18 protein-coding genes and 1 pseudogene are annotated in these 18,399 nt (G+C 68.4%); 1 reads left to right on the top strand and 18 read right to left on the bottom strand.

Annotated elements, in window-relative coordinates:
• Window positions 1-3 precede the first annotated feature (3 nt).
• Window positions 4-489, bottom strand: a complete 486-nt coding sequence (locus WDU93_RS08635; protein ID WP_337319582.1) for an OsmC family protein — start codon at window positions 487-489, stop codon at window positions 4-6.
• A gap of 71 nt (window positions 490-560) precedes the next feature.
• Here WDU93_RS08635 and WDU93_RS08630 point away from each other — a divergent pair, with 71 nt between their 5' ends.
• Entirely contained in the window at window positions 561-1,556 is a 996-nt protein-coding gene (locus tag WDU93_RS08630) for an asparaginase (protein ID WP_337319579.1), read from the top strand.
• A 30-nt stretch (window positions 1,557-1,586) separates the two neighbouring features.
• Here WDU93_RS08630 and WDU93_RS08625 read toward each other — a convergent pair whose 3' ends face one another.
• The 17 genes and pseudogenes from WDU93_RS08625 to prmC all read right to left on the bottom strand — a co-directional run bounded on the left by WDU93_RS08625 (window position 1,587) and on the right by prmC (window position 18,314).
• On the bottom strand, window positions 1,587-4,286 hold the full coding sequence (locus WDU93_RS08625; RefSeq protein ID WP_337319577.1) for an FtsK/SpoIIIE domain-containing protein: 2,700 nt from the start codon (window positions 4,284-4,286) through the stop codon (window positions 1,587-1,589).
• A 57-nt stretch (window positions 4,287-4,343) separates the two neighbouring features.
• Entirely contained in the window at window positions 4,344-5,180 is an 837-nt protein-coding gene (locus WDU93_RS08620; RefSeq protein ID WP_337319575.1) for a PP2C family protein-serine/threonine phosphatase, read from the bottom strand.
• Window positions 5,181-5,252: 72 nt separating this feature from the next.
• A pseudogene (locus tag WDU93_RS08615) lies at window positions 5,253-6,237 on the bottom strand (aldo/keto reductase).
• Window positions 6,238-6,317: 80 nt separating this feature from the next.
• Complete coding sequence (locus tag WDU93_RS08610) at window positions 6,318-7,088, bottom strand: large exoprotein (protein ID WP_337319573.1); 771 nt, start codon at window positions 7,086-7,088, stop codon at window positions 6,318-6,320.
• A gap of 135 nt (window positions 7,089-7,223) precedes the next feature.
• The gene (locus WDU93_RS08605; protein WP_337319571.1) at window positions 7,224-7,964 is read right to left on the bottom strand and encodes a YaaA family protein; all 741 of its coding nucleotides are present in this window, start codon (window positions 7,962-7,964) and stop codon (window positions 7,224-7,226) included.
• Between the two features lie 86 nt (window positions 7,965-8,050).
• Window positions 8,051-8,311 carry a F0F1 ATP synthase subunit epsilon gene (locus WDU93_RS08600; RefSeq protein WP_337319569.1) on the bottom strand — a complete coding sequence of 87 codons (261 nt, stop codon included), beginning with the start codon at window positions 8,309-8,311 and terminating at the stop codon, window positions 8,051-8,053.
• 2 nt (window positions 8,312-8,313) lie between these two features.
• A complete protein-coding gene (atpD, locus tag WDU93_RS08595; RefSeq protein WP_337319567.1) occupies window positions 8,314-9,768 on the bottom strand; it encodes a F0F1 ATP synthase subunit beta in 1,455 nt (484 codons plus the stop codon).
• Between the two features lie 23 nt (window positions 9,769-9,791).
• The gene (locus WDU93_RS08590; RefSeq protein WP_337319565.1) at window positions 9,792-10,691 is read right to left on the bottom strand and encodes a F0F1 ATP synthase subunit gamma; all 900 of its coding nucleotides are present in this window, start codon (window positions 10,689-10,691) and stop codon (window positions 9,792-9,794) included.
• Between the two features lie 20 nt (window positions 10,692-10,711).
• Complete coding sequence (atpA, locus tag WDU93_RS08585) at window positions 10,712-12,355, bottom strand: F0F1 ATP synthase subunit alpha (protein ID WP_337319563.1); 1,644 nt, start codon at window positions 12,353-12,355, stop codon at window positions 10,712-10,714.
• 52 nt (window positions 12,356-12,407) lie between these two features.
• The gene (locus WDU93_RS08580; RefSeq protein WP_337319560.1) at window positions 12,408-13,196 is read right to left on the bottom strand and encodes a F0F1 ATP synthase subunit delta; all 789 of its coding nucleotides are present in this window, start codon (window positions 13,194-13,196) and stop codon (window positions 12,408-12,410) included.
• Window positions 13,196-13,753, bottom strand: coding sequence for a F0F1 ATP synthase subunit B (locus WDU93_RS08575; protein WP_337319558.1), 558 nt, complete (start codon window positions 13,751-13,753; stop codon window positions 13,196-13,198). The genes WDU93_RS08580 and WDU93_RS08575 overlap by 1 nt, the downstream gene beginning before the upstream one ends.
• Before the next feature lie 27 nt (window positions 13,754-13,780).
• Window positions 13,781-14,017, bottom strand: coding sequence for an ATP synthase F0 subunit C (atpE, locus tag WDU93_RS08570; RefSeq protein ID WP_025103147.1), 237 nt, complete (start codon window positions 14,015-14,017; stop codon window positions 13,781-13,783).
• A gap of 60 nt (window positions 14,018-14,077) precedes the next feature.
• A complete protein-coding gene (gene atpB / locus WDU93_RS08565; protein WP_420064056.1) occupies window positions 14,078-14,866 on the bottom strand; it encodes a F0F1 ATP synthase subunit A in 789 nt (262 codons plus the stop codon).
• 149 nt (window positions 14,867-15,015) lie between these two features.
• On the bottom strand, window positions 15,016-15,510 hold the full coding sequence (locus WDU93_RS08560; protein ID WP_337319547.1) for a Cg1360 family ATP-synthase-associated protein: 495 nt from the start codon (window positions 15,508-15,510) through the stop codon (window positions 15,016-15,018).
• Window positions 15,507-16,679, bottom strand: coding sequence for an MraY family glycosyltransferase (locus WDU93_RS08555; protein ID WP_337319545.1), 1,173 nt, complete (start codon window positions 16,677-16,679; stop codon window positions 15,507-15,509). The genes WDU93_RS08560 and WDU93_RS08555 overlap by 4 nt, the downstream gene beginning before the upstream one ends.
• On the bottom strand, window positions 16,676-17,410 hold the full coding sequence (locus WDU93_RS08550) for an L-threonylcarbamoyladenylate synthase (RefSeq protein ID WP_337319543.1): 735 nt from the start codon (window positions 17,408-17,410) through the stop codon (window positions 16,676-16,678). Before WDU93_RS08550 ends, WDU93_RS08555 begins: the two co-directional genes overlap by 4 nt.
• Before the next feature lie 46 nt (window positions 17,411-17,456).
• A complete protein-coding gene (gene prmC / locus WDU93_RS08545) occupies window positions 17,457-18,314 on the bottom strand; it encodes a peptide chain release factor N(5)-glutamine methyltransferase (protein ID WP_337319541.1) in 858 nt (285 codons plus the stop codon).
• Between the last annotated feature and the right edge of the window lie 85 nt (window positions 18,315-18,399).

The raw sequence follows: 18,399 nt of genomic DNA, 5'->3' as shown, positions 1-18,399 counted from the left end.
GCCTCAACCGACCGTGACGGTGGCCTCGTGGAGCACGGGGAAGTTCACCGAGTTCGCGATGAAGCACCACTCGTGCGCCTGGTGATGGGCCTGCTGCGCCGCCTCGATCATCGAGGCGTCGGCGACGGTGACCTGAGGGTGCAGGGTCACCTCGGCGAAGGATCCGCTCCCGCGGCCGTCCTCACGCATGATGCCGGTGGCCTCGTCGCGGTAGGAGGTGACGACGACGCCTGCGGTGACACATGCGTGCAGGTAGGACAGCAGGTGACATTCGGAGAGCGCCGCGACGAGCAGGTCCTCCGGGTTCCAGCGTTCCGGGTCGCCGCGGAACGGCTTGTCGGACGAGGCCGCGAGCGCGGGCTTGCCGTCGACCTCGATCGTCACGTCGCGCCGATAGTCGCGATAGCCACTGGTGCCGGTGCCGAGATTGCCCGTCCAGGTCGAGGTGAGTGCGTAGTGGTGCTCTCCGAGCGGGCGCCCCTGGGTCATGGATCCAGTGTGGCACGCCGCCCTTCGGGGGCGCGCCCGGTCGTCACCGAGGCCGACGATAGGCTGGTGGGGTGCTGGAGACTCTCACTGTTGCGGATGCTGTTGAACTCGCGGTCGTGGAGCGGAGCGGCTTCGTCGAATCCCGCCATGCGGGTGCCGCCGTCGTCCTCTCGCCCGACGGCGAGGTGGTCGCGACCTACGGCAACGCCGATGCGGTGATCCTCTCCCGCTCGAGCATGAAGCCGCTGCAGGCCGTCGCCTGCGTCACCGCGGGTGCGGCACTCGAGGGTGAGCAGCTGGCGCTGGGCACCGCGAGCCACTCCGGCACCGACCGTCACGCCGAGGTGGTGCGCGAGATGCTCGCCGCCGGGGGCCTGACCGAAGACGACCTCGCCTGCCCTCCCGCATGGCCCGGTGACACCCGTACGCGCCATGAGCTGATCCGCGACCACGCCGATAAGGCACGCATCCGCATGAACTGCTCCGGCAAGCATGCGCTCATGCTGCGCGCCTGTGTCGCCACCGGCTGGCCGACCGAGGGGTATCTCGACCTGTCCCACCCGCTGCAGGTGCACATCCGCGAGGTGGTCGAGCGTCTGACGGGCGAGAAGGTCGCCATGACGGCCATCGACGGATGCGGCGCGCCCGTGCATGCCATCACGCTGACAGGGCTCGCCCGTGCCATCCACCGCATCGGCACGGCGTCTGACCGGTCTCCGTTTGCTCTGCACCGGGTCGCAGGCGCTCTCGTGCGCGCAGTGCGGGAGAACCCCTGGACGATCGCCGGCCCCGGCGAGCCGGACACGATCGCGATCGAGCGACTGGGAGTGTTCGCCAAGCACGGCGCCGAGGGGATCATGGTCATGACCGCACCGAACGGCGCCACAGTCGCCCTGAAGACACTTGACGGCAACGGTCGTGCGGCCACCCTGGTCGCGGCTACGCTGCTCGCGCGCGCCGGTGCGCTGACGGATGCCGAGGTCGCCGATCTCGCCGGTGCCCTGGACCTCACGGTGCTCGGTGGCGGTGAGCCCGTGGGCGCGATCCGCGTGTCCCCCACCCTCTGACCGGTCACCGGTTCGCCCGTCACCGGCCCCTCACCAGCCGATGTCCTGGTCGGCGATGAGTACGCGCCGAGGCGGAGCACCCTGCGCGGTTACCCAGCCACGTCCGGCATGCTGGTGGGCGTAGGGCGGCAGATCACGCACGCCGGCGAGCTGACGCAGTTCGCCGGCGCACTCGGCGGCGACGACCATTTCGCCGGAGGTGCGCACGAGCTGCGTGAGCGTCCACTGGGATCGCCACTGCTCAGGGTCGGCCACGATGATACGCGGTCCGGCGGCATCCGCCGCCTGCTCGATCTCGACCACCCTGTGCTCAGGATGGGTGGAACGCAACCGTTCGACCGTGTCGATGACGGCGGGCGTGATGACACCAGAGGTCTCGGCGCGCGGTCTCCACACCGGCGGTGCCGAGGCCCGGCGGACGCTGCCGGGCTCGTCCGTCCAACAGAACTGCATCTCCATGCCGTCGAACTGGGCTCGTCCTGCCGGCCGGTCGCGCTCGTAGTCAGAGCTCTCGCCGCCGGCGGCCAGGTGCTCGATTCGGCTCGGCATCCGCAACAACGCCCGATGCGGGAGGGCGTCGATCAAGCGTCCGAGCGAGCCCGCCGCGCGGGACAGGGTGATCACGGCCCCGCCCTCGGAGCGGGCGATCGCCTCCCATCGTGACGTGAACACCTGCGCGTACTCCGGTGGGAATCCGGTGAGCAACAGGTCGAGATCATCGCACAGGACGAGCCCGTGGCGACCCCTGGACAGTTCGGTGACGGCATCCCACGCTCCCTCCAGGTCGGCGGGCACCACCACGGCACCGGGATCCTGCGACGCGAGGAGGCGGATCACCGCGCTCTTGCCCGCGGCCGGACCCCCGAGCACCGCGAGCCCGCGCGCGGGTGCCAACCTCACCGGTTGCTGCCGCTGGTGCGCCGGGTCATCGCCCAAGCCCAGAGTGAGCCCCGGCGCCGCGCCGGGAATCTCGTGCAGCAGAAGCATCCTCGGCAGCGGGGGCAGCCACGGACTCGGCGGGGCCGCCACGTGCGCGCTGCGCTCGGCGATCGATCGCAGGTCGGTCTCTGCGGTCAGCGCGACACGCACCGGCAGCGCCTCCGTGTCCCCGGGGCGCCGCATGAAGGCGAGGCCTCTGCTCTCCGGCCCACCGGCAAGCTCGGAGGCCGCATCCGAGCCGATCACCAAGCGACTGTCGGCCGGGTCGGACACACGCAGGCTGATCCGCAGCGGACAGTTGGCCGCCAACGCGTCTCTGATCACACCACTGGCCCGCTGGGTGCCCAGCACGAGGTGCATTCCGAGCGCCCGGCCCCGTGCTGCGACATCAGTGAACACCGAGCCGAGGTCGGGGTGCTCCTGCAGCAGAGCCGCGAACTCGTCGACGACGATCACCAGCCGGCCGAGCTCTGCGCAATCGCGCACGTCACGGACGCCGGCTGCTGCGAGGGCGGCCTCTCTCCGACGCAGTTCCGCGGTGAGGCTGGTCACGCCGCGGCGGGCTCCGTCAGCATCGAGGTCGGTGGCGACGGCGAGCACGTGCGGTAGGGAGCGCAACGGATCGAAGGCGGTGCCGCCCTTGAAGTCGACGAGCACGAAGCCGACCTCGGCGGGCGTGCGGGCGGCTGCCATCGCCGTCACCCAGGTGGTGAGCAGCTCGCTCTTGCCCGTGCCCGTCATGCCGGTCACGATCGCGTGCGGGCCGTCCTCAACGAGATCGAGCAGCACGTCGCCCCTCTCACCTCTGCCCACCATGGCGGGCAGGCCCCCTGCCCGGGGTGCGGGAGAAAGCGCGGCCAGGGCCACGGCGTCGGGAACGAACGACTCCCCTGCGCTCCGCTGCCCGCAGTCGGATGCGATCAACGCCGTCTGCCGCAGGGAGAGAGCCTCCACGGTGGCCTCGGTGACCCCGTCAGGTGTGCGCACGCGAGCCCGGACACCGTCCGCGGCATCGATCACGGTGGTGACGCCGTCCGGAGGCTCGGCACCGGGAGCGCACAGGCAGATCTTCGCGTCGGCCCGCTCGTCGCACGCCGCGCCGGACACGACGCCGAGCTGAAACCCCGCCCGGCGTCTTGCGACGTGCGGGAATCCCGCGACGCCCACGGTCTCCAGCTCGCCGCCGAGGCTGAGCTGGGTCGGCCCGAACCGCAGGCACAGCTGGGCGATCAGTGCCCGCGCGATCGCAGCAGGCACGGGTCCCTCACCGCGCACGCACACGCCGCCACCCAGCGGCACCGCGATCGGGGCGTCCGGCAGTGTGGCGGTGCGGTCGCGGAACGCCCGGGCCCGCTCGTCGTCACCCCCGCTCGCCCGGATGCGGCTGGGACGATCCCCCCGCGCGACCACGATGCTCGTCGTCCGATCGACGCTGTCATGGCCGCGCAGGGGTGGCTCAGCGAGACACGCGGCCACGTCGGGATGGCGCCGCCAGAGTGCGGCATGCTCTTCGTCGTGCAAGCGCCGCCGCTCGGCCTCTGCCCGTTCCCAGGCATCGTCGGCATCCGTCACGCGGCGGCGCTGCTCTCGGCGTCGCGAACGCATTCCGTCGAAGAAGGACGCGACGAGCATGAGAGGTCCGAGCGCCGCGAAGCACAGCGTGAACAGCGACCCGGTGATCAGCCAGAGCACGATGCCGGCGATCACGGGAACGACGGCCGCGAGCACCGGCAGACCGGGACGTTGCGGTGGCACAGGTGTGGCAGGCAGAACGATCGTCGTAGCATCCATTCCCCCATCCAAGGGCAGGGGGTGACGCAGATGCGGGCTGTCCACAGCCCGGGAGGACTATTCGGCGGTGTCGCCGTCTGTGGAGGATGATTCGCCGGCCTCGGCGACCGTCGGCAGCGCACGCGTGTCGGCGTCGTCGACGGCATCCACGCGCACGACGATCAACGTCACGTTGTCGCGTCCACCGTTCTCGAGCGCAGCCTCCATCATGGCGTCGACCGCGGCTGCCGGGTCGTTGTTCTCCCGCAGGAAGTGCAGGATGCCGTAGTCGGTGAGCTCCTTGGTCAGACCGTCGGAACAGATGACCAGCCGATCACCGCCCTGCAGATCGACGGCGACGTAGTCCGGTGGGATGAGCTCGCTCGCGCCGACGGCGCGGGTGATCACATTACTGTACGGGTGGCCGTCGGCTTCTTCGGGGCTGATCTTGCCCGAGGCGATGAGCTCCTGCACGACCGAGTGGTCGACGGTGACCTGCACGAGGCGGTCGTCACGCGCGAGATACACCCGCGAGTCGCCGATGTTCAGCACGACCCAGCGGACGGTGCCATCCTCATTGTCGATGAAGGCGCCGGTCAGCGTGGTGCCGGTCCCCTCATCGGTGGTCTCGGGGTGGTCGTGGATGTCGGCGACGGCCTGCCCCAACGCCTCCTCGATCGCCGTGGTGCTGACCGCGCCCGTGTCGACGACGGCCCGCAAGCGATCGACCGTGCTCTGGCTGGCGATCTCGCCGCCGGCATGTCCGCCCATCCCGTCGGCGACGACGAACAGCGGAAAGCTGGCCAGGAACGCGTCCTGATTGTTCTCTCGGCGGCGGCCACGATCCGTGGCACCGGCCCAGGCGAGCCCCAGCTCATCGCTCACGCGGTGCGTCTGCGTCGTCGTCTCAGGCACGGCTGCTCTCCGATAGAGGGGCGGCGGTCATCGCTGCCGCGGGATACCAAGCAATCGTAGTGGAAACCGCCGTCACATCTGCGCCGCGGGGTCGTCCACGAGGGGGAACAGCGCATCGATCGCGGCGAGATCCTCGCTGCTCGGCGCCCAGGCATCCGCAGCCGCGGCGTTCGCCTCGACCTGCTCGGGTGTCGTTGCGCCGGCGATCACACTCGACACTCCCGGCTGCGCGAGCAACCACCCGAATGTCGCCTCCAGCATGCTGATGCCCCGGGCATCGCAGAACTCCTGGTACGCCTCGAGGGCATCCCAGGGCGCATCTTGCCCAGATGTGCTGCCGCGTCTGCATGATGCGGCTGCCTGCCGGTCCGCCGTCGCGGGTGAACTTGCCCGTGAGCAGACCGTTCTTCAAGGGGAAGAAGGGGAAGAAGCCCAGCTGGTAGCGCTCCACGGCCGGCAGCACCTCACGCTCGGTCGCACGGGCGAGCAGCGAATAGTGGTTCTGCGCCGAGACGAAGCGCCCCGTCGACCGGGCGCGGGCGGTGAACTCCGCCTCGGCGATCTGCCAGCCGTCGAAGTTCGAGTGACCGTAGTAGCGGATCTTGCCCTCGTCGACGAGTTCGTCGAGCGCATCGATCGTTTCGGCGATCGGGGTCTGAGGATCCGGCAGATGCAGCTGGTACAGGTCGATCCAGTCGGTCTGCAGGCGGCGCAGCGACTGCTCGACGGCGTACCGGACGTAGCGGCGCGACCCTCGGCCACCGGGAAAGTCGTACCCCATGTCGCGCTCATGCCCGAACTTGGTCGCCAGCACCACCCGGTCGCGGCGGCCCGCGAGTGCCTCACCCATGAGCGTCTCGCTCAGGCCGGGCTCTGCACCGTACATGTCGGCCGTGTCGAAGAAAAACACCCCGCTCGCCAGAGCGGCGTCGATCACCGCCCGAGTGCCGGCTGGCGTTGCGGTGACGGTTCCCGCTCGACCGAAATTGTTGCATCCGAGACCGGTGGCGGAGACGACGAGCCCAGACGCGCCGACACGGCGCTGCGAGGTGACCATACCTCCACCGTATCCAACACGGGGCGTGCCCCGGCACGACGAAGGGCCCCCGACCGAGATCGGGGACCCTTCGTGCGGTGTCAGGCCGGAGGCTGGTTGGGGTCAGCCGGCGGTGCGGGCGGTGCCGCGGGAGGTGCCGGCGGAGCCGCGGGAGGTGCGGTCGGCGGCGCCGGAGGCGTCGGCGGCGTGGCCGGAGGCGTCGGCGGCGTGGCCGGAGGCGTGCTCGTCGCGGGCGGCACCGGAGCACCAGGCTGCGGCGGAGCGTAACCGGGCTGCGGCGGAGCGTAACCCTGCGGAGGCGCGGCGTAGCCCTGCGGGGCACCGTAGCCGGGCTGCGGCGGGGCCGGGAGCGTCGTGGTCTGCGCGGGGATGCCTTCCCAGACCGTGCGGTCGGCGAGGAAGCTGTTTCCCGCCCAGGAGGCCGGCGCGATGTTCGAGTTCCAGCGGGACTTGTCGAAGGCGACGATACCCAGCCAGACGAGCGACAGGAAGATGTAGAGGACGACCCAGACGGACTCCTTCTGCAGCTTCAGACCGATCCGCCATGCGGCCAGGACGCTCAGCACGGCGAGTGCCACCGAGAAGAGGGCGCCGATGCCGATCCACGACAACAGGATCGCGCCGCCGAGGCCGTAGAGCACCAGCCACGGGCTCAGGTCACCGAGCTTGAAGAACACCATCGTGTTGTACACGGGCACCCAGGCCCGCCACTTGCCCTGCACGCCGGCCTTTTCGAAGACCTTCATCATGAACAGCGAGCCGATCACGTACCCGGCGATACCGATCAGGAAGATGAGGAAGAAGTAGACGGCGAAGAAGGCCGCGTACCCGGACCCGTCGTCGTAACTCATGGAGAACCCACATTCGTTGGAAAGAGGAACGACTCTCGCCCCCCAGCGCGGCACAAAGCCTCGCATGCGCCATCGTAGCGGTGGCGCTCAGGCGACTTCAATCGCACGACCGGGGAGAAATCCCCATGTCAGCGACTATCCCTCGCCGATGAGCTCCAGCACCGAGGGATCGTCGGTCGGCCGCAACGGCACGCCGCGCTCGCCCGCCCACCGGAGCAGCCCGTCGATCGTGCGCACACGGGGCCGCTCGGCAGCGAGGGTGCGCACGAGAGCACCCTTGGCCTTCTTGTTGAAGTGGTTCAGTGCGCGTCCGGCATCCGTCACCACGCGCACGTATGCGGAAGACACCGACGTGGGCACGGGTCCCAGCGCCACATAGGCCTCGCTGCGCAGGTCGAGGATGCACGACTCTCCGCTCAGCGCCGCACTGGTCACCGACGCCCAATGGCGCCGCAGCGGCGGCACCCCGGGCAGGGCCGTCCCCGCCGCGAGACGGTAGCTGGGGATGCGATCAAGTGCACCGACCGGACCGAACGGTGCGGAGTGGATCAACACGTGCGCGCCCAGCCAGCGCCGCGCAGCCGCATCCAGCGTCGCCGCATCCAGCGCGTCGTAGAGCACACCCGTGTAGCGATCCACCGCGGCCATGGTCGGCGCTGTGCGCAACTGCCGGTTCACCTCGACGTCTCCGAGTTGCCTCGCGCTGAGGCCCAACACACGCGCAGCGGCATCCGGATCGTCCGAGAGCGCGACGAGCGCCTCCACGACCTGCGCGCGCGCGGAGCCGAGGGCGGGGAGAGCGAGCGAGTCCAGATCGAGCACCGCGGCCGAGCCGCCCTGACGCTTGGTCTCGGAGGGAGGAAGCAGAATCTTCATGGTCACATCCAGTGGTCGTGGGCACGAAGAAGCGCAAGGCTCCACCGGATGCCCGGGGAGCCTTGCGCTTGTTCAGGTCGTGCAGATCAGGCGATGAGCGCGGCCTGGCCGGCCACGATCGTCACGGTGTCGCCCTCCATGGAGAGGAAGCCGTCCTGAGCGTTCGCCAGCACCTTGCCGCCATCGACACCGGTGATGCGCACCTCGCCCTGGGCGAGGATCGCGAGCACCGGCTCGTGACCGGCCATGATGCCGATCTCGCCTTCGACGGTCTTCGCGACGACGAGGCTCGCCTGGCCGCTCCAGATCTCCGCCTCCGCGGAGACGAGGCTGACGTTGAGCGCCATGATCAGGCGTTCTCCTTCTGGATCTGCGCCCACTTCTCCTCGACGTCGGAGATGCCACCGACGTTGAAGAAGGCCTGCTCGGCCACGTGGTCGAAGTCACCGCGGGCGATCGCGTCGAACGACTCGATGGTCTCCTTGAGGGGAACCGTGGAGCCCTCGACACCCGTGAACTTCTTAGCCATGTAGGTGTTCTGCGAGAGGAACTGCTGGATGCGGCGCGCGCGGGCGACGACGATCTTGTCCTCTTCGGAGAGCTCGTCGACACCGAGGATCGCGATGATCTCCTGGAGCTCCTTGTTCTTCTGCAGGATCTGCTTGACCGTGGTGGCGACGCGGTAGTGGTCCTCGCCCAGGTAGCGGGGGTCCATGATGCGCGACGTCGAGGTCAGCGGGTCGATGGCCGGGTACAGACCCTTCGACGCGATCTCACGCGACAGCTCGGTGGTGGCGTCGAGGTGGGCGAAGGTGGTCGCCGGAGCCGGGTCGGTGTAGTCATCGGCCGGCACGTAGATCGCCTGCAGCGAGGTGATCGAGTGACCGCGCGTCGAGGTGATGCGCTCCTGCAGGAGGCCCATCTCGTCGGCGAGGTTCGGCTGGTAACCCACGGCGGAGGGCATGCGGCCCAGCAGCGTGGAGACCTCGGAGCCGGCCTGCGTGAAGCGGAAGATGTTGTCGATGAAGAGCAGCACGTCCTGCTTCTGCACGTCACGGAAGTACTCCGCCATCGTCAGGGCCGACAGGGCGACGCGCAGACGCGTTCCCGGCGGCTCGTCCATCTGGCCGAACACAAGGGCGGTCTTGTCGAAGACGCCGGCCTCTTCCATCTCGTGGATGAGGTCGTTACCCTCACGGGTGCGCTCACCGACACCGGCGAACACCGACACACCACCGTGGTCCTGCGCGACGCGCTGGATCATCTCCTGGATGAGGACGGTCTTGCCGACACCGGCACCACCGAACAGACCGATCTTTCCACCCTGCACGTAGGGGGTGAGGAGGTCGATCGACTTGATGCCGGTCTCGAACAGCTGGGTCTTGGACTCGAGCTGGTCGAAGTTCGGCGCCTTGCGGTGGATCGGCCAACGCTCGGTGACCTCGATCTGCTCGCCGGGCTCGGCGTTGAGGACCTCGCCGATCACGTTGAAGACCTTGCCCTTGGTGACGTCACCGACGGGCACCGAGATGGGAGCGCCGGTGTCACGCACCTCCTGGCCGCGGACGATGCCGTCCGTGGGCTTGAGGGCGATGGCGCGAACGAGGTCGTCGCCGAGGTGCTGTGCGACCTCGAGGGTGATCTCGGTCGACTCGGAGCCGATCGTGATCGTGGTCTTCAGGGCGTTGTAGATGTCGGGGATCGAGTCGTGCGGGAACTCGATGTCGACAACCGGACCGTTGACGCGTGCGACGCGCCCGACGACCGCGGTCGCCTGAGTCTCAGCCGTAGCGGTGGGGGTCATTTCTTCGTCTCTCTCTTCGAGGCTTACTTGCTCGACGCCAGAGCGTCGGCGCCGCCGACGATCTCGGCGATCTGCTGCGTGATCTCCGCCTGACGCGCGTTGTTGCGCAGACGGGTGTAGTCCGTGATGAGCTTGTCGGCGTTGTCGCTGGCCGACTTCATCGCCTTCTGGGTCGCGGCCTGCTTGGCGGCCGACGACTGCAGAAGCGCGTTGAAGACGCGGCTCTGGATGTACACCGGCAGGATCGCGTCCAGAACGGTCTCGGCATCCGGCTCGAACTCGTACAGCGGGTAGACCTGGCTGCCCGCGTCGGTCTCGTCGGACTCCGCGATCTCCAGCGGGAGCAGGCGCAGGGTCTCCGGCGACTGCGTCATCATGCTGACGAAGCGGTTGTACACGAGGTGGATCTCGTCCACGCCGTTCTGCTCCCCACCGCGCGAGAAGGCGTCCAGCAGCGACTGGGCGATCTCTTCGGCGGTGTGGAACGACGGGGTGTCGGTGTCACCGGTCCACTCCGCTGCCGCCGCGATGCGACGGAACTGGAAGTAGCCCACGGCCTTGCGACCGATCAGGTAGAACACCGGTTCCTTGCCCTGCGCACGCAGCAGCTCGGCCAACTCGAGACCCTCACGGAGGATCTGCGAGTTGAACGCACCCGCCAGGCCGCGGTCGGACGAGAAGATCACAACCGCAGAGCGGCGGATCGTCTCAGGCTCACGCGTGAGCGGGTGGTCGACGTTCGAGTGCGTGGCGACGGCGGCGACGGCGCGCGTCACGGCCCGCGCGAAGGGGGTGGACGCCTTGACGCGTGCCATCGCCTTCTGAATGCGCGAAGCCGCGATGAGTTCCATCGCCTTCGTGATCTTCTTGGTCGTCTGAGCAGAAGAGATCTTCTGCTTGTAGACCCGGAGTTGAGCGCCCATGATTCAGTGTGCCCCGGCGATCAGCCGCGGCGGCCCTTGACGATCTTCTCCTGGTTCACGTCGTCGGCGTCCGCGGCCTCGTGCTCCTCGTGACCGGGAGCGGCGATGCCGTGACCCTTGCCGGCCTGGAACTCCAGGACGAAAGCGTCCGTCTGCTTCTCGAGCTCTGCGACCGTGTCGTCGTCGAGCACGTTGGTCTCACGCAGGGTGGTGAGCACGTTCGTGTTGCGACGCAGGTGGTCGAGCAGCTCGCGCTCGAAGCGCAGCACGTCGTCCACCTCGATGGTGTCGAGCTTGCCGTTGGTGCCGGCCCAGATCGAGACGACCTGCTCCTCCACCGGGTACGGCGAGTACTGCGGCTGCTTGAGCAGCTCGGTCAGACGTGCACCACGGGCCAGCTGACGACGCGACGCGGCGTCGAGGTCGGATGCGAACATCGCGAAGGCCTCCAGCGAACGGTACTGCGCCAGTTCCAGCTTCAACGTACCGGAGACCTTCTTGATGGACTTGACCTGCGCGTCACCGCCGACTCGCGAGACCGAGATACCCACGTCGACCGCCGGACGCTGGTTGGCGTTGAAGAGGTCGGACTGCAGGAAGATCTGGCCGTCGGTGATCGAGATCACGTTGGTCGGGATGTACGCCGAGACGTCGTTGGCCTTGGTCTCGATGATCGGCAGACCGGTCATCGAGCCGGCACCGAGCTCGTCGGACAGCTTGGCGCAACGCTCGAGCAGACGCGAGTGCAGGTAGAAGACGTCACCGGGGTATGCCTCGCGGCCCGGCGGGCGGCGCAGCAGCAGCGACACGGCACGGTAGGCCTCGGCCTGCTTCGAGAGGTCATCGAAGATGATCAGCACGTGCTTGCCGCCGTACATCCAGTGCTGGCCGATGGCCGAGCCGGTGTAGGGGGCGAGGTACTTGAAGCCGGCGGGGTCGGATGCGGGAGCAGCGACGATGGTCGTGTACTCCATCGCGCCGGCGTCCTCGAGCGCGCCCTTGACGGAAGCGATCGTGGAGCCCTTCTGACCGATGGCGACGTAGATGCAGCGAACCTGCTTGTTGACGTCGCCCGAGTCCCAGTTGGCCTTCTGGTTGATGATCGTGTCGATCGCGATCGCCGTCTTGCCGGTCTGGCGGTCACCGATGATCAGCTGGCGCTGACCGCGGCCGACGGGGATCATGGCGTCGATCGCCTTGATGCCGGTCTGCAGCGGCTCGTGCACGCTCTTACGCTGCATGACGCCGGGCGCCTGCAGTTCGAGCTCGCGGACGCCGTCGATCGGGGTGACCTCGCCGAGGCCGTCGATCGGGTTGCCGAGCGGGTCGACCACGCGGCCGAGGTAGCCGTCGCCGACCGGAACCGAGAGGACCTCGCCGGTACGGGTGACTTCCTGGCCGGCCTCGATGCCGGTGAAGTCGCCGAGGACGACGACGCCGATCTCGTGCTCGTCGAGGTTCAGGGCCAGGCCCTTGGTGCCGTCGGCGAAGGTGACGAGCTCGTTCGCCATGACGCCGGGCAGGCCCTCGACGTGTGCGATGCCGTCGGCTGCGTCGATGACCGTGCCGACCTCGGTCGCCGCTGCCCCGGAGGGCTCGTATGCGGAGGCGAAGTCCTTCAGCGCGTCACGGATGACGTCGGGGCTGATCGATAGTTCTGCCATTGTCTTCCCTTTGTATATGAGAGTCCGCGCGGTTCCCCGCGCCAAGTCGTTGTCAGCTCGCGAGCTTCTGGCGAAGGTCTGCGAGGCGGGCGGAGATGCTGCCGTCGATCACGTCGTCTGCGATCTGCACACGCAGACCACCCACGACGGTCGGGTCGATGACGGTGTTCAGAGACACCTCACCGCCGTATCGACGGGAGAGCGCGTCACGCAGACGGATCTGCTGTGCTGCGCTGAGCGGGCTCGCGGAGTGCACCGTGGCGACGGTACGACCGCCCTGAGCCGTGACGAGCTTGATCGCCCGGTTCAGCAGCTGGCGGACGCGACGCTCACGGGGCTGACGCACCAGCGAGGAGGCGATGAGCACGGTGGCCGGCGCGGCGCCCGAACCGAGCACCTTCTCGACCAGCGCGCCCTTGGCGTCGGCATCGCCCAGTCGGCTGCCGAGCGCGAGCTCGAGCTCCGGGTTGGCGGCCACCACGCGGGAGAACGAGAACAGTTCGCCCGCGACGTCGTCGCTCGGCGATGCGATCGCGGCGGCTCGGATGGCGAGCTCCTCGATGCCGTCGACGAGCTCGGACGGGTTCGACCAGCGCTCGCCCACGACCGCAGTCAGCACCGTCTTCACGGGTGCCGACGCACCGCCGAAGACGGCGTTGACGAGTGCGACGCGAGCCGCGGCGGGCGCTGCAGGGTCGGCCAGCGCGCCGCTCAGCTGCCCGGACTCCCCCGCGGCACGCGCGGCGGCGAACAGCTCCGCCGCGCCTTCGAGGGTGATGCCCGACGCGGCGTTCAGCGCGTCGGTCGACGCCGCGAGTGCCTGAGTGGTCGCGCTGCCCATTACTGCGCCGCCTTCTCGGATGCTTCGAGGTCAGCGAGGAAACGGTCGACGACGGCCGTGGCGCGTGCGTCGTCCGTCAGGGTCTCACCGACGACGCCGCCGGCGAGGTCGATCGCCAGCGTGCCGACCTCGCTGCGCAGCGACACAAGAGCGGCCTGGCGCTCTGCCTCGATCTGCGTGTGCGCGGTGGCGGTCAGGCGTGCAGCCTCGGCGGATGCCGTGTCCTTCGCCTCGGCGACGATCTTCTTGCCGTCCTCACGGGCGGCCTCGCGGATCTCACCGGCCTCGGTGCGAGCCTCGGCGAGCTGACGGGTGTACTCCTCGAGCGCGGCCTCGGCCTGCTTCTGAGCCTCGTCTGCCTTGGCGATGTTGCCCTCGATCGCAGCGGAACGCTCATCGAGCATCGCCGTGAAGCGCGGAAGGGCGACCTTCCACACCACCAGCAGGATCGCGACGAACCACACACCCGACCAGATGATGTCGTACCACGCGGGGATCAGCGGGTTGTTGACAACCTCTTCCTCGGCCGCGAGGTTCGTGACAAGAGCGTTCAGCATCCTGTCTCCTTCAGAAGTCGGTGGGGATTACGGGAAGGGGATGAATCCGACGGCGATGCCGACGAACGCAAGCGCCTCGGTGAAGGCGATACCGATCCACATGAGGACCTGCAGGCGACCAGCCAGCTCGGGCTGACGGGCGACACCCTCGATCGTCTTGCCGACGACGATGCCCACGCCGATGGCCGGGCCGATGGCGGCGAGGCCGTAGCCGACCGCTGCGAGGTGACCGTTGATTTCAGCGAGAACCGTAGTTGCGTCCACGGGTTTTTTCCTTTCGTTGGGTGGGTGGCCGGAGCCGACCCGCTCAGTGTCTGGTGGGGCTTAGTGCTCTTCTGCGACCGCGAGCTGGATGTAGACCGCGGTGAGGACGGTGAAGACGTATGCCTGCAGGACGGCGACCAGGATCTCGAAGAGAGTGAAGGCGCCACCGAAGGCAAGGGTTCCGACACCGAGTGCGGCCCAGCCGCCACCTGCGGTGAAGAAGAAGAACTGGGTGGCTGCGAAGCAGAGCACCAGGAGCATGTGGCCGACGACCATGTTCATCAGGAGTCGGAGCATCAGGGTGACCGGGCGCAGAACGAAGGTCGAGACGAGCTCGATGACCGCGACGATCGGAAGGGCGAAGCCCGGGACGCCCTGCGGCAGCAGCGCGTTCTTGAAGAAGCGGAAGCCGTGGCGGCGGATGCCGGCGTAGATGAACGTCACGTAGCTGACGATCGCGAGCAGCAGCGGGACGGCCGCGATGCTCGTACCGGCGATGTTCAGGAACGGGATGATGCCCGTGATGTTCATGAACAGCACCATGAAGAAGATGGTGGTGAGGATCGGCAGGAAGCGGTCGCCGTCCTTGCGTCCGAGCAGGTCGTGCGCGATGCCGCCGCGGACGAAGCCGAGGCCCATCTCGACGACGCTCTGGAAGCGCCCGGGGACGACGCGCATGCGACGCGTGCCGATCCAGAGGATGAGGATGACCGCGATCACCGAGAGGAACTGCACCAGGTGGATCCGGTGGACCGGAACCACCCCGAGGAAATCAAACAGGATCTCCGGGAAGAACTCGTCGATCGAAGGGCCGTGGAACTCGCCGTCAGTGGCCAGTCGTGGGGTCAGGGTCGCAGCAAGATTAAACAGCGCGGGCTCCAGCTTCGGGGCACCGGTCAGAACCGGGGCGACGATGGTCGGTGTGCGTAACGGCGCAAGCGCTCGCAGAACGAGCGGCGGGCACGTCTCTACCCTATCAGAATCGGGCGGTGACCAAATCAGTCACGAGCATCTGCGGCATCCGTCCCCGGTGCTCGATCCTCGGGCACCTCGGTGGGCAGCGAGATGTCGCTCACGTTCGGCAGCCGCATCTGCGTGAGCACGATCACGTCGACGATCAACGACATCGCGACGCCTGCGACGATCGACAGGAAGAACACCATCGGCACGATCCACGGCTGTCCCGCGAGGACGATCATCACCACGACGAAGATGCCGAGCTTGAGCAGCCAGCCGCCCAGCACGATCGCGAAGAACAGCTGCACGTAGAGCGGGTCGCCGAACCACCGGTTCGCGAACAGGATGCTGCCGCCGGTGATGCTGAGGAAGATCACCGCAAGAAGCACCCCGAGCAGGCCGCTCCACAGGCCATTGGCGCCGGCGACGAACAGTCCGATCCCTCCGGCGAGGACGGCGAGCACCGCAGCGCTCACGGATGACCAGATCAGCGTCTTGCGCAGGATCGGGGTACTGGAGACGGGGCTCGGGCTCATCGGGGCTCCAAAGTCGGGGTTGAGGTCGTGGGGTCCGCCTCCGGGGCGAGGCGGCGAGACGGGGTGAGAGTGACGGCAAGGCACGCCGCGATGCCGATGACGCCGAATCCGACGCCGACCAGGTAGCCACCCGGCCAGTCCTCTCGGGTCGCGATGTACATCAGCAGCACGCTGAGCGAGATGATCGCGGTCCACGCGTAGAAGATCAGCACGGCGTCGCGGTCACGGTGGCCGAGATCGAGCATCCGGTGGTGCAGGTGCTTGCGGTCGGGCGAGAAGGGCGACTTGCCGGCACGCATGCGCCGGAACACAGCCATGCCGAAGTCGAGCAGTGGCAACATGACGATGACCAGCGGCAGCAGGATCGGGATGAACGCGGCGAGCAGCTGCGAGCGCCCGAACTGCTCGGGATCGAAGACGTTCGCCGGCATCGAGCCGGTCAGCGCGATCGCCGATGTCGCCATGAGCAGTCCGAGCACCAGCGCGCCGGAATCACCCATGAACAGCTTCGCCGGGCTCCAGTTCAGCGGCAGGAATCCGACGCAGGCGCCGAGCAGCACCGCGGCGAGGAACGTGGCGAGGTTGAAGTAGCTGGATGCGCCTGAGTCGCGGGTGAGCATGTAGGCGTAGATGAAGAAGATGCCGTTGGCGATGAGGCAGACACCGGCGACGAGACCGTCAAGCCCGTCGATGAAGTTCACCGCGTTCATCACGACGACGATGGCGAACATGGTGATCGCGATGCTCACCCAACTGGAGACGAGGATCATGTCGCCGAACGGCAGCGCGAGGATCTGCAGTCCTCCCCCGACGGTGATGATGCCGGCTGCGAGGAACTGCGCGGCGAGCTTGATCATCCAGTCCAGATCCCAGAGATCGTCGATCACACCGATCACTGCGATCAGCGCCGCCGCCGCCAGCACCGACCACAGCGTCTGCGGCGGCACCCACATGCGGTCGAAGAAGGGATTCGCGGCCGAGACGACGATCGCGGTGGCGATGCCGATGAACATCGCCACTCCGCCGAGCCGCGGCGTCGGAGTCTTGTGCACATCCCGTTCACGGATGCCGGGGTACAGCTTGAACTTCAGGCTGAGCCGCCAGACCACCCACGTCAGCGCGAAGGTGACTGCCGCCGTGAGGATGATCGTGAACAGGTACTGCTTCACTCGGTGCCGTCCGGCCCCTCGCCAGCTGCTGCGGTCATCGCGTCGGCGACGGGCTCGGGCTGCGTCTCGGGTTCGAGCAGCTCACCCAGCACCTCGGCGAGCTGATCGCGCGAGATGGCACCCTCACGGAGAATGCGCACGCTGGGGATCGGTGAGCCGTCCGCGAGGGACGTCGCGTCGATGATCGTCGAAGGCACGCCGTTGTCGGTGTAGCCGTTCTCGAGGTACACCGACACGCTGGCCCCCAGCATGGCCTCGGCCTCGGCGGCGTTGAGCGCTGCCGCAGAACCGGTGAGGTTCGCGCTGGACACCGCCAGTGGGCCCGTCTCGGAGAGCAGTTCAAGAGCGATGCGGTTGTCAGGCATCCGCACGGCGACGGTGCCCTTCGTCTCGCCGAGGTCCCACGCCAGCGAGGGCTGGGCGGGCAGCACGATCGTCAGCCCGCCGGGCCAGAAGCGCGCCACCAGGTCGTGGACGGCCTGCGGCACCTGCTCGGCGAGGGCTGCGAGGGTCTCGGGCCCGGCGACCAGCACGGGCGGCGGCATGTCACGACCGCGCCCCTTCGCATCCAGCAGCTTCTGCACGGCGGCGGGCGCGAACGCGTCGGCGGCGAGGCCGTACACGGTGTCGGTGGGCATCACGACGAGCTCGCCGCGGGCGATCGCCTGACGGGCGTGGCGCATGCCGGGGAGGATCTGAGCCTCGTCGCGGCAATCGAAGACGGAGGACATGGCGCTTTCCATTCTACGGGGGACGACCTTGGGGAACGCAGTGGACTCAGGGGCGCAGCGCGGTGGTGGCCCGGTCGCGCCGCGTGAGGTCCTGATGCGTGGCGGCGGAACGCCAGCCGTCGCGCTCCAGGATGCCGCGAATCTCGGCACCCTGCAGTTCACCGTGCTCGAGCACGAGCAGGCCGCCGGGGTGCAACAGCTCGCGAGCCCTGGTGGAGATCACCCGCACGACGTCGAGGCCATCCGCTCCCCCATACAGCGCCTGTGCCGGGTCGTGCAGGCGCACCTCCGGGTCGCGCGGGATCGCGTCATCAGGCACGTAGGGCGGGTTCGAGATGACGACGGCGGCCCTGCCGCGCAGCTCGTCGAACGCCGACGCCAGATCCCCCAGCACAAGGGTGAGGTTCTCGGCGGATGCCGTGTTGCGGGCCGCCCACGCATGCGCCTCGGGCGAGCGCTCCACCGCGAAGACCTGCGCATGGGGCACCTCGGTGGCCATCGCCATGGCGATCGCCCCGCTGCCCGTGCCGAGGTCGACGGCCACCGGGGCGCCTTCGGCCGAGGCGATCAGGGCGTCGATGGCGAACTGCACCACGGTCTCGGTCTCCGGGCGCGGAACGAACACCCCCGGCCCCACGGCGAGCTCGAGATGGCGGAAGGCGGCGACACCGGTGAGATGCTGCAGCGGCTCCCGCGCGGCGCGGCGCTGCGCGAGCACCTGCAGACGTGCGGCGTCGGCATCGTCGACGGCATCCCCGCGGACGACTGCCGCCTGAACCTCGCCGCGCGTGCGGCCGAGCACGTGGCCGGCAAGCATCTCGGCGTCGACGAGCGGGTCGGGCACACCCGCGTCCGCGAGCTGCGTGGCGACGGCGCGCAGCAGCGCGGCAATGGTGTGGGGCATGGCTCAAGATTACGGCGACGCCGTCACACTCCGTGCACCCTGAGGCGTGCCAAGTAGGCTGATGCCCGCAGCTTCCGCCCAGCGA

It is taken from the genome of Microbacterium istanbulense, from assembly GCF_037204145.1.
Classification (GTDB): domain Bacteria; phylum Actinomycetota; class Actinomycetes; order Actinomycetales; family Microbacteriaceae; genus Microbacterium; species Microbacterium istanbulense.
The sequence above is the reverse complement of the archived record's forward strand: the minus strand, read 5'-3'. Positions and strand labels throughout refer to the sequence as shown.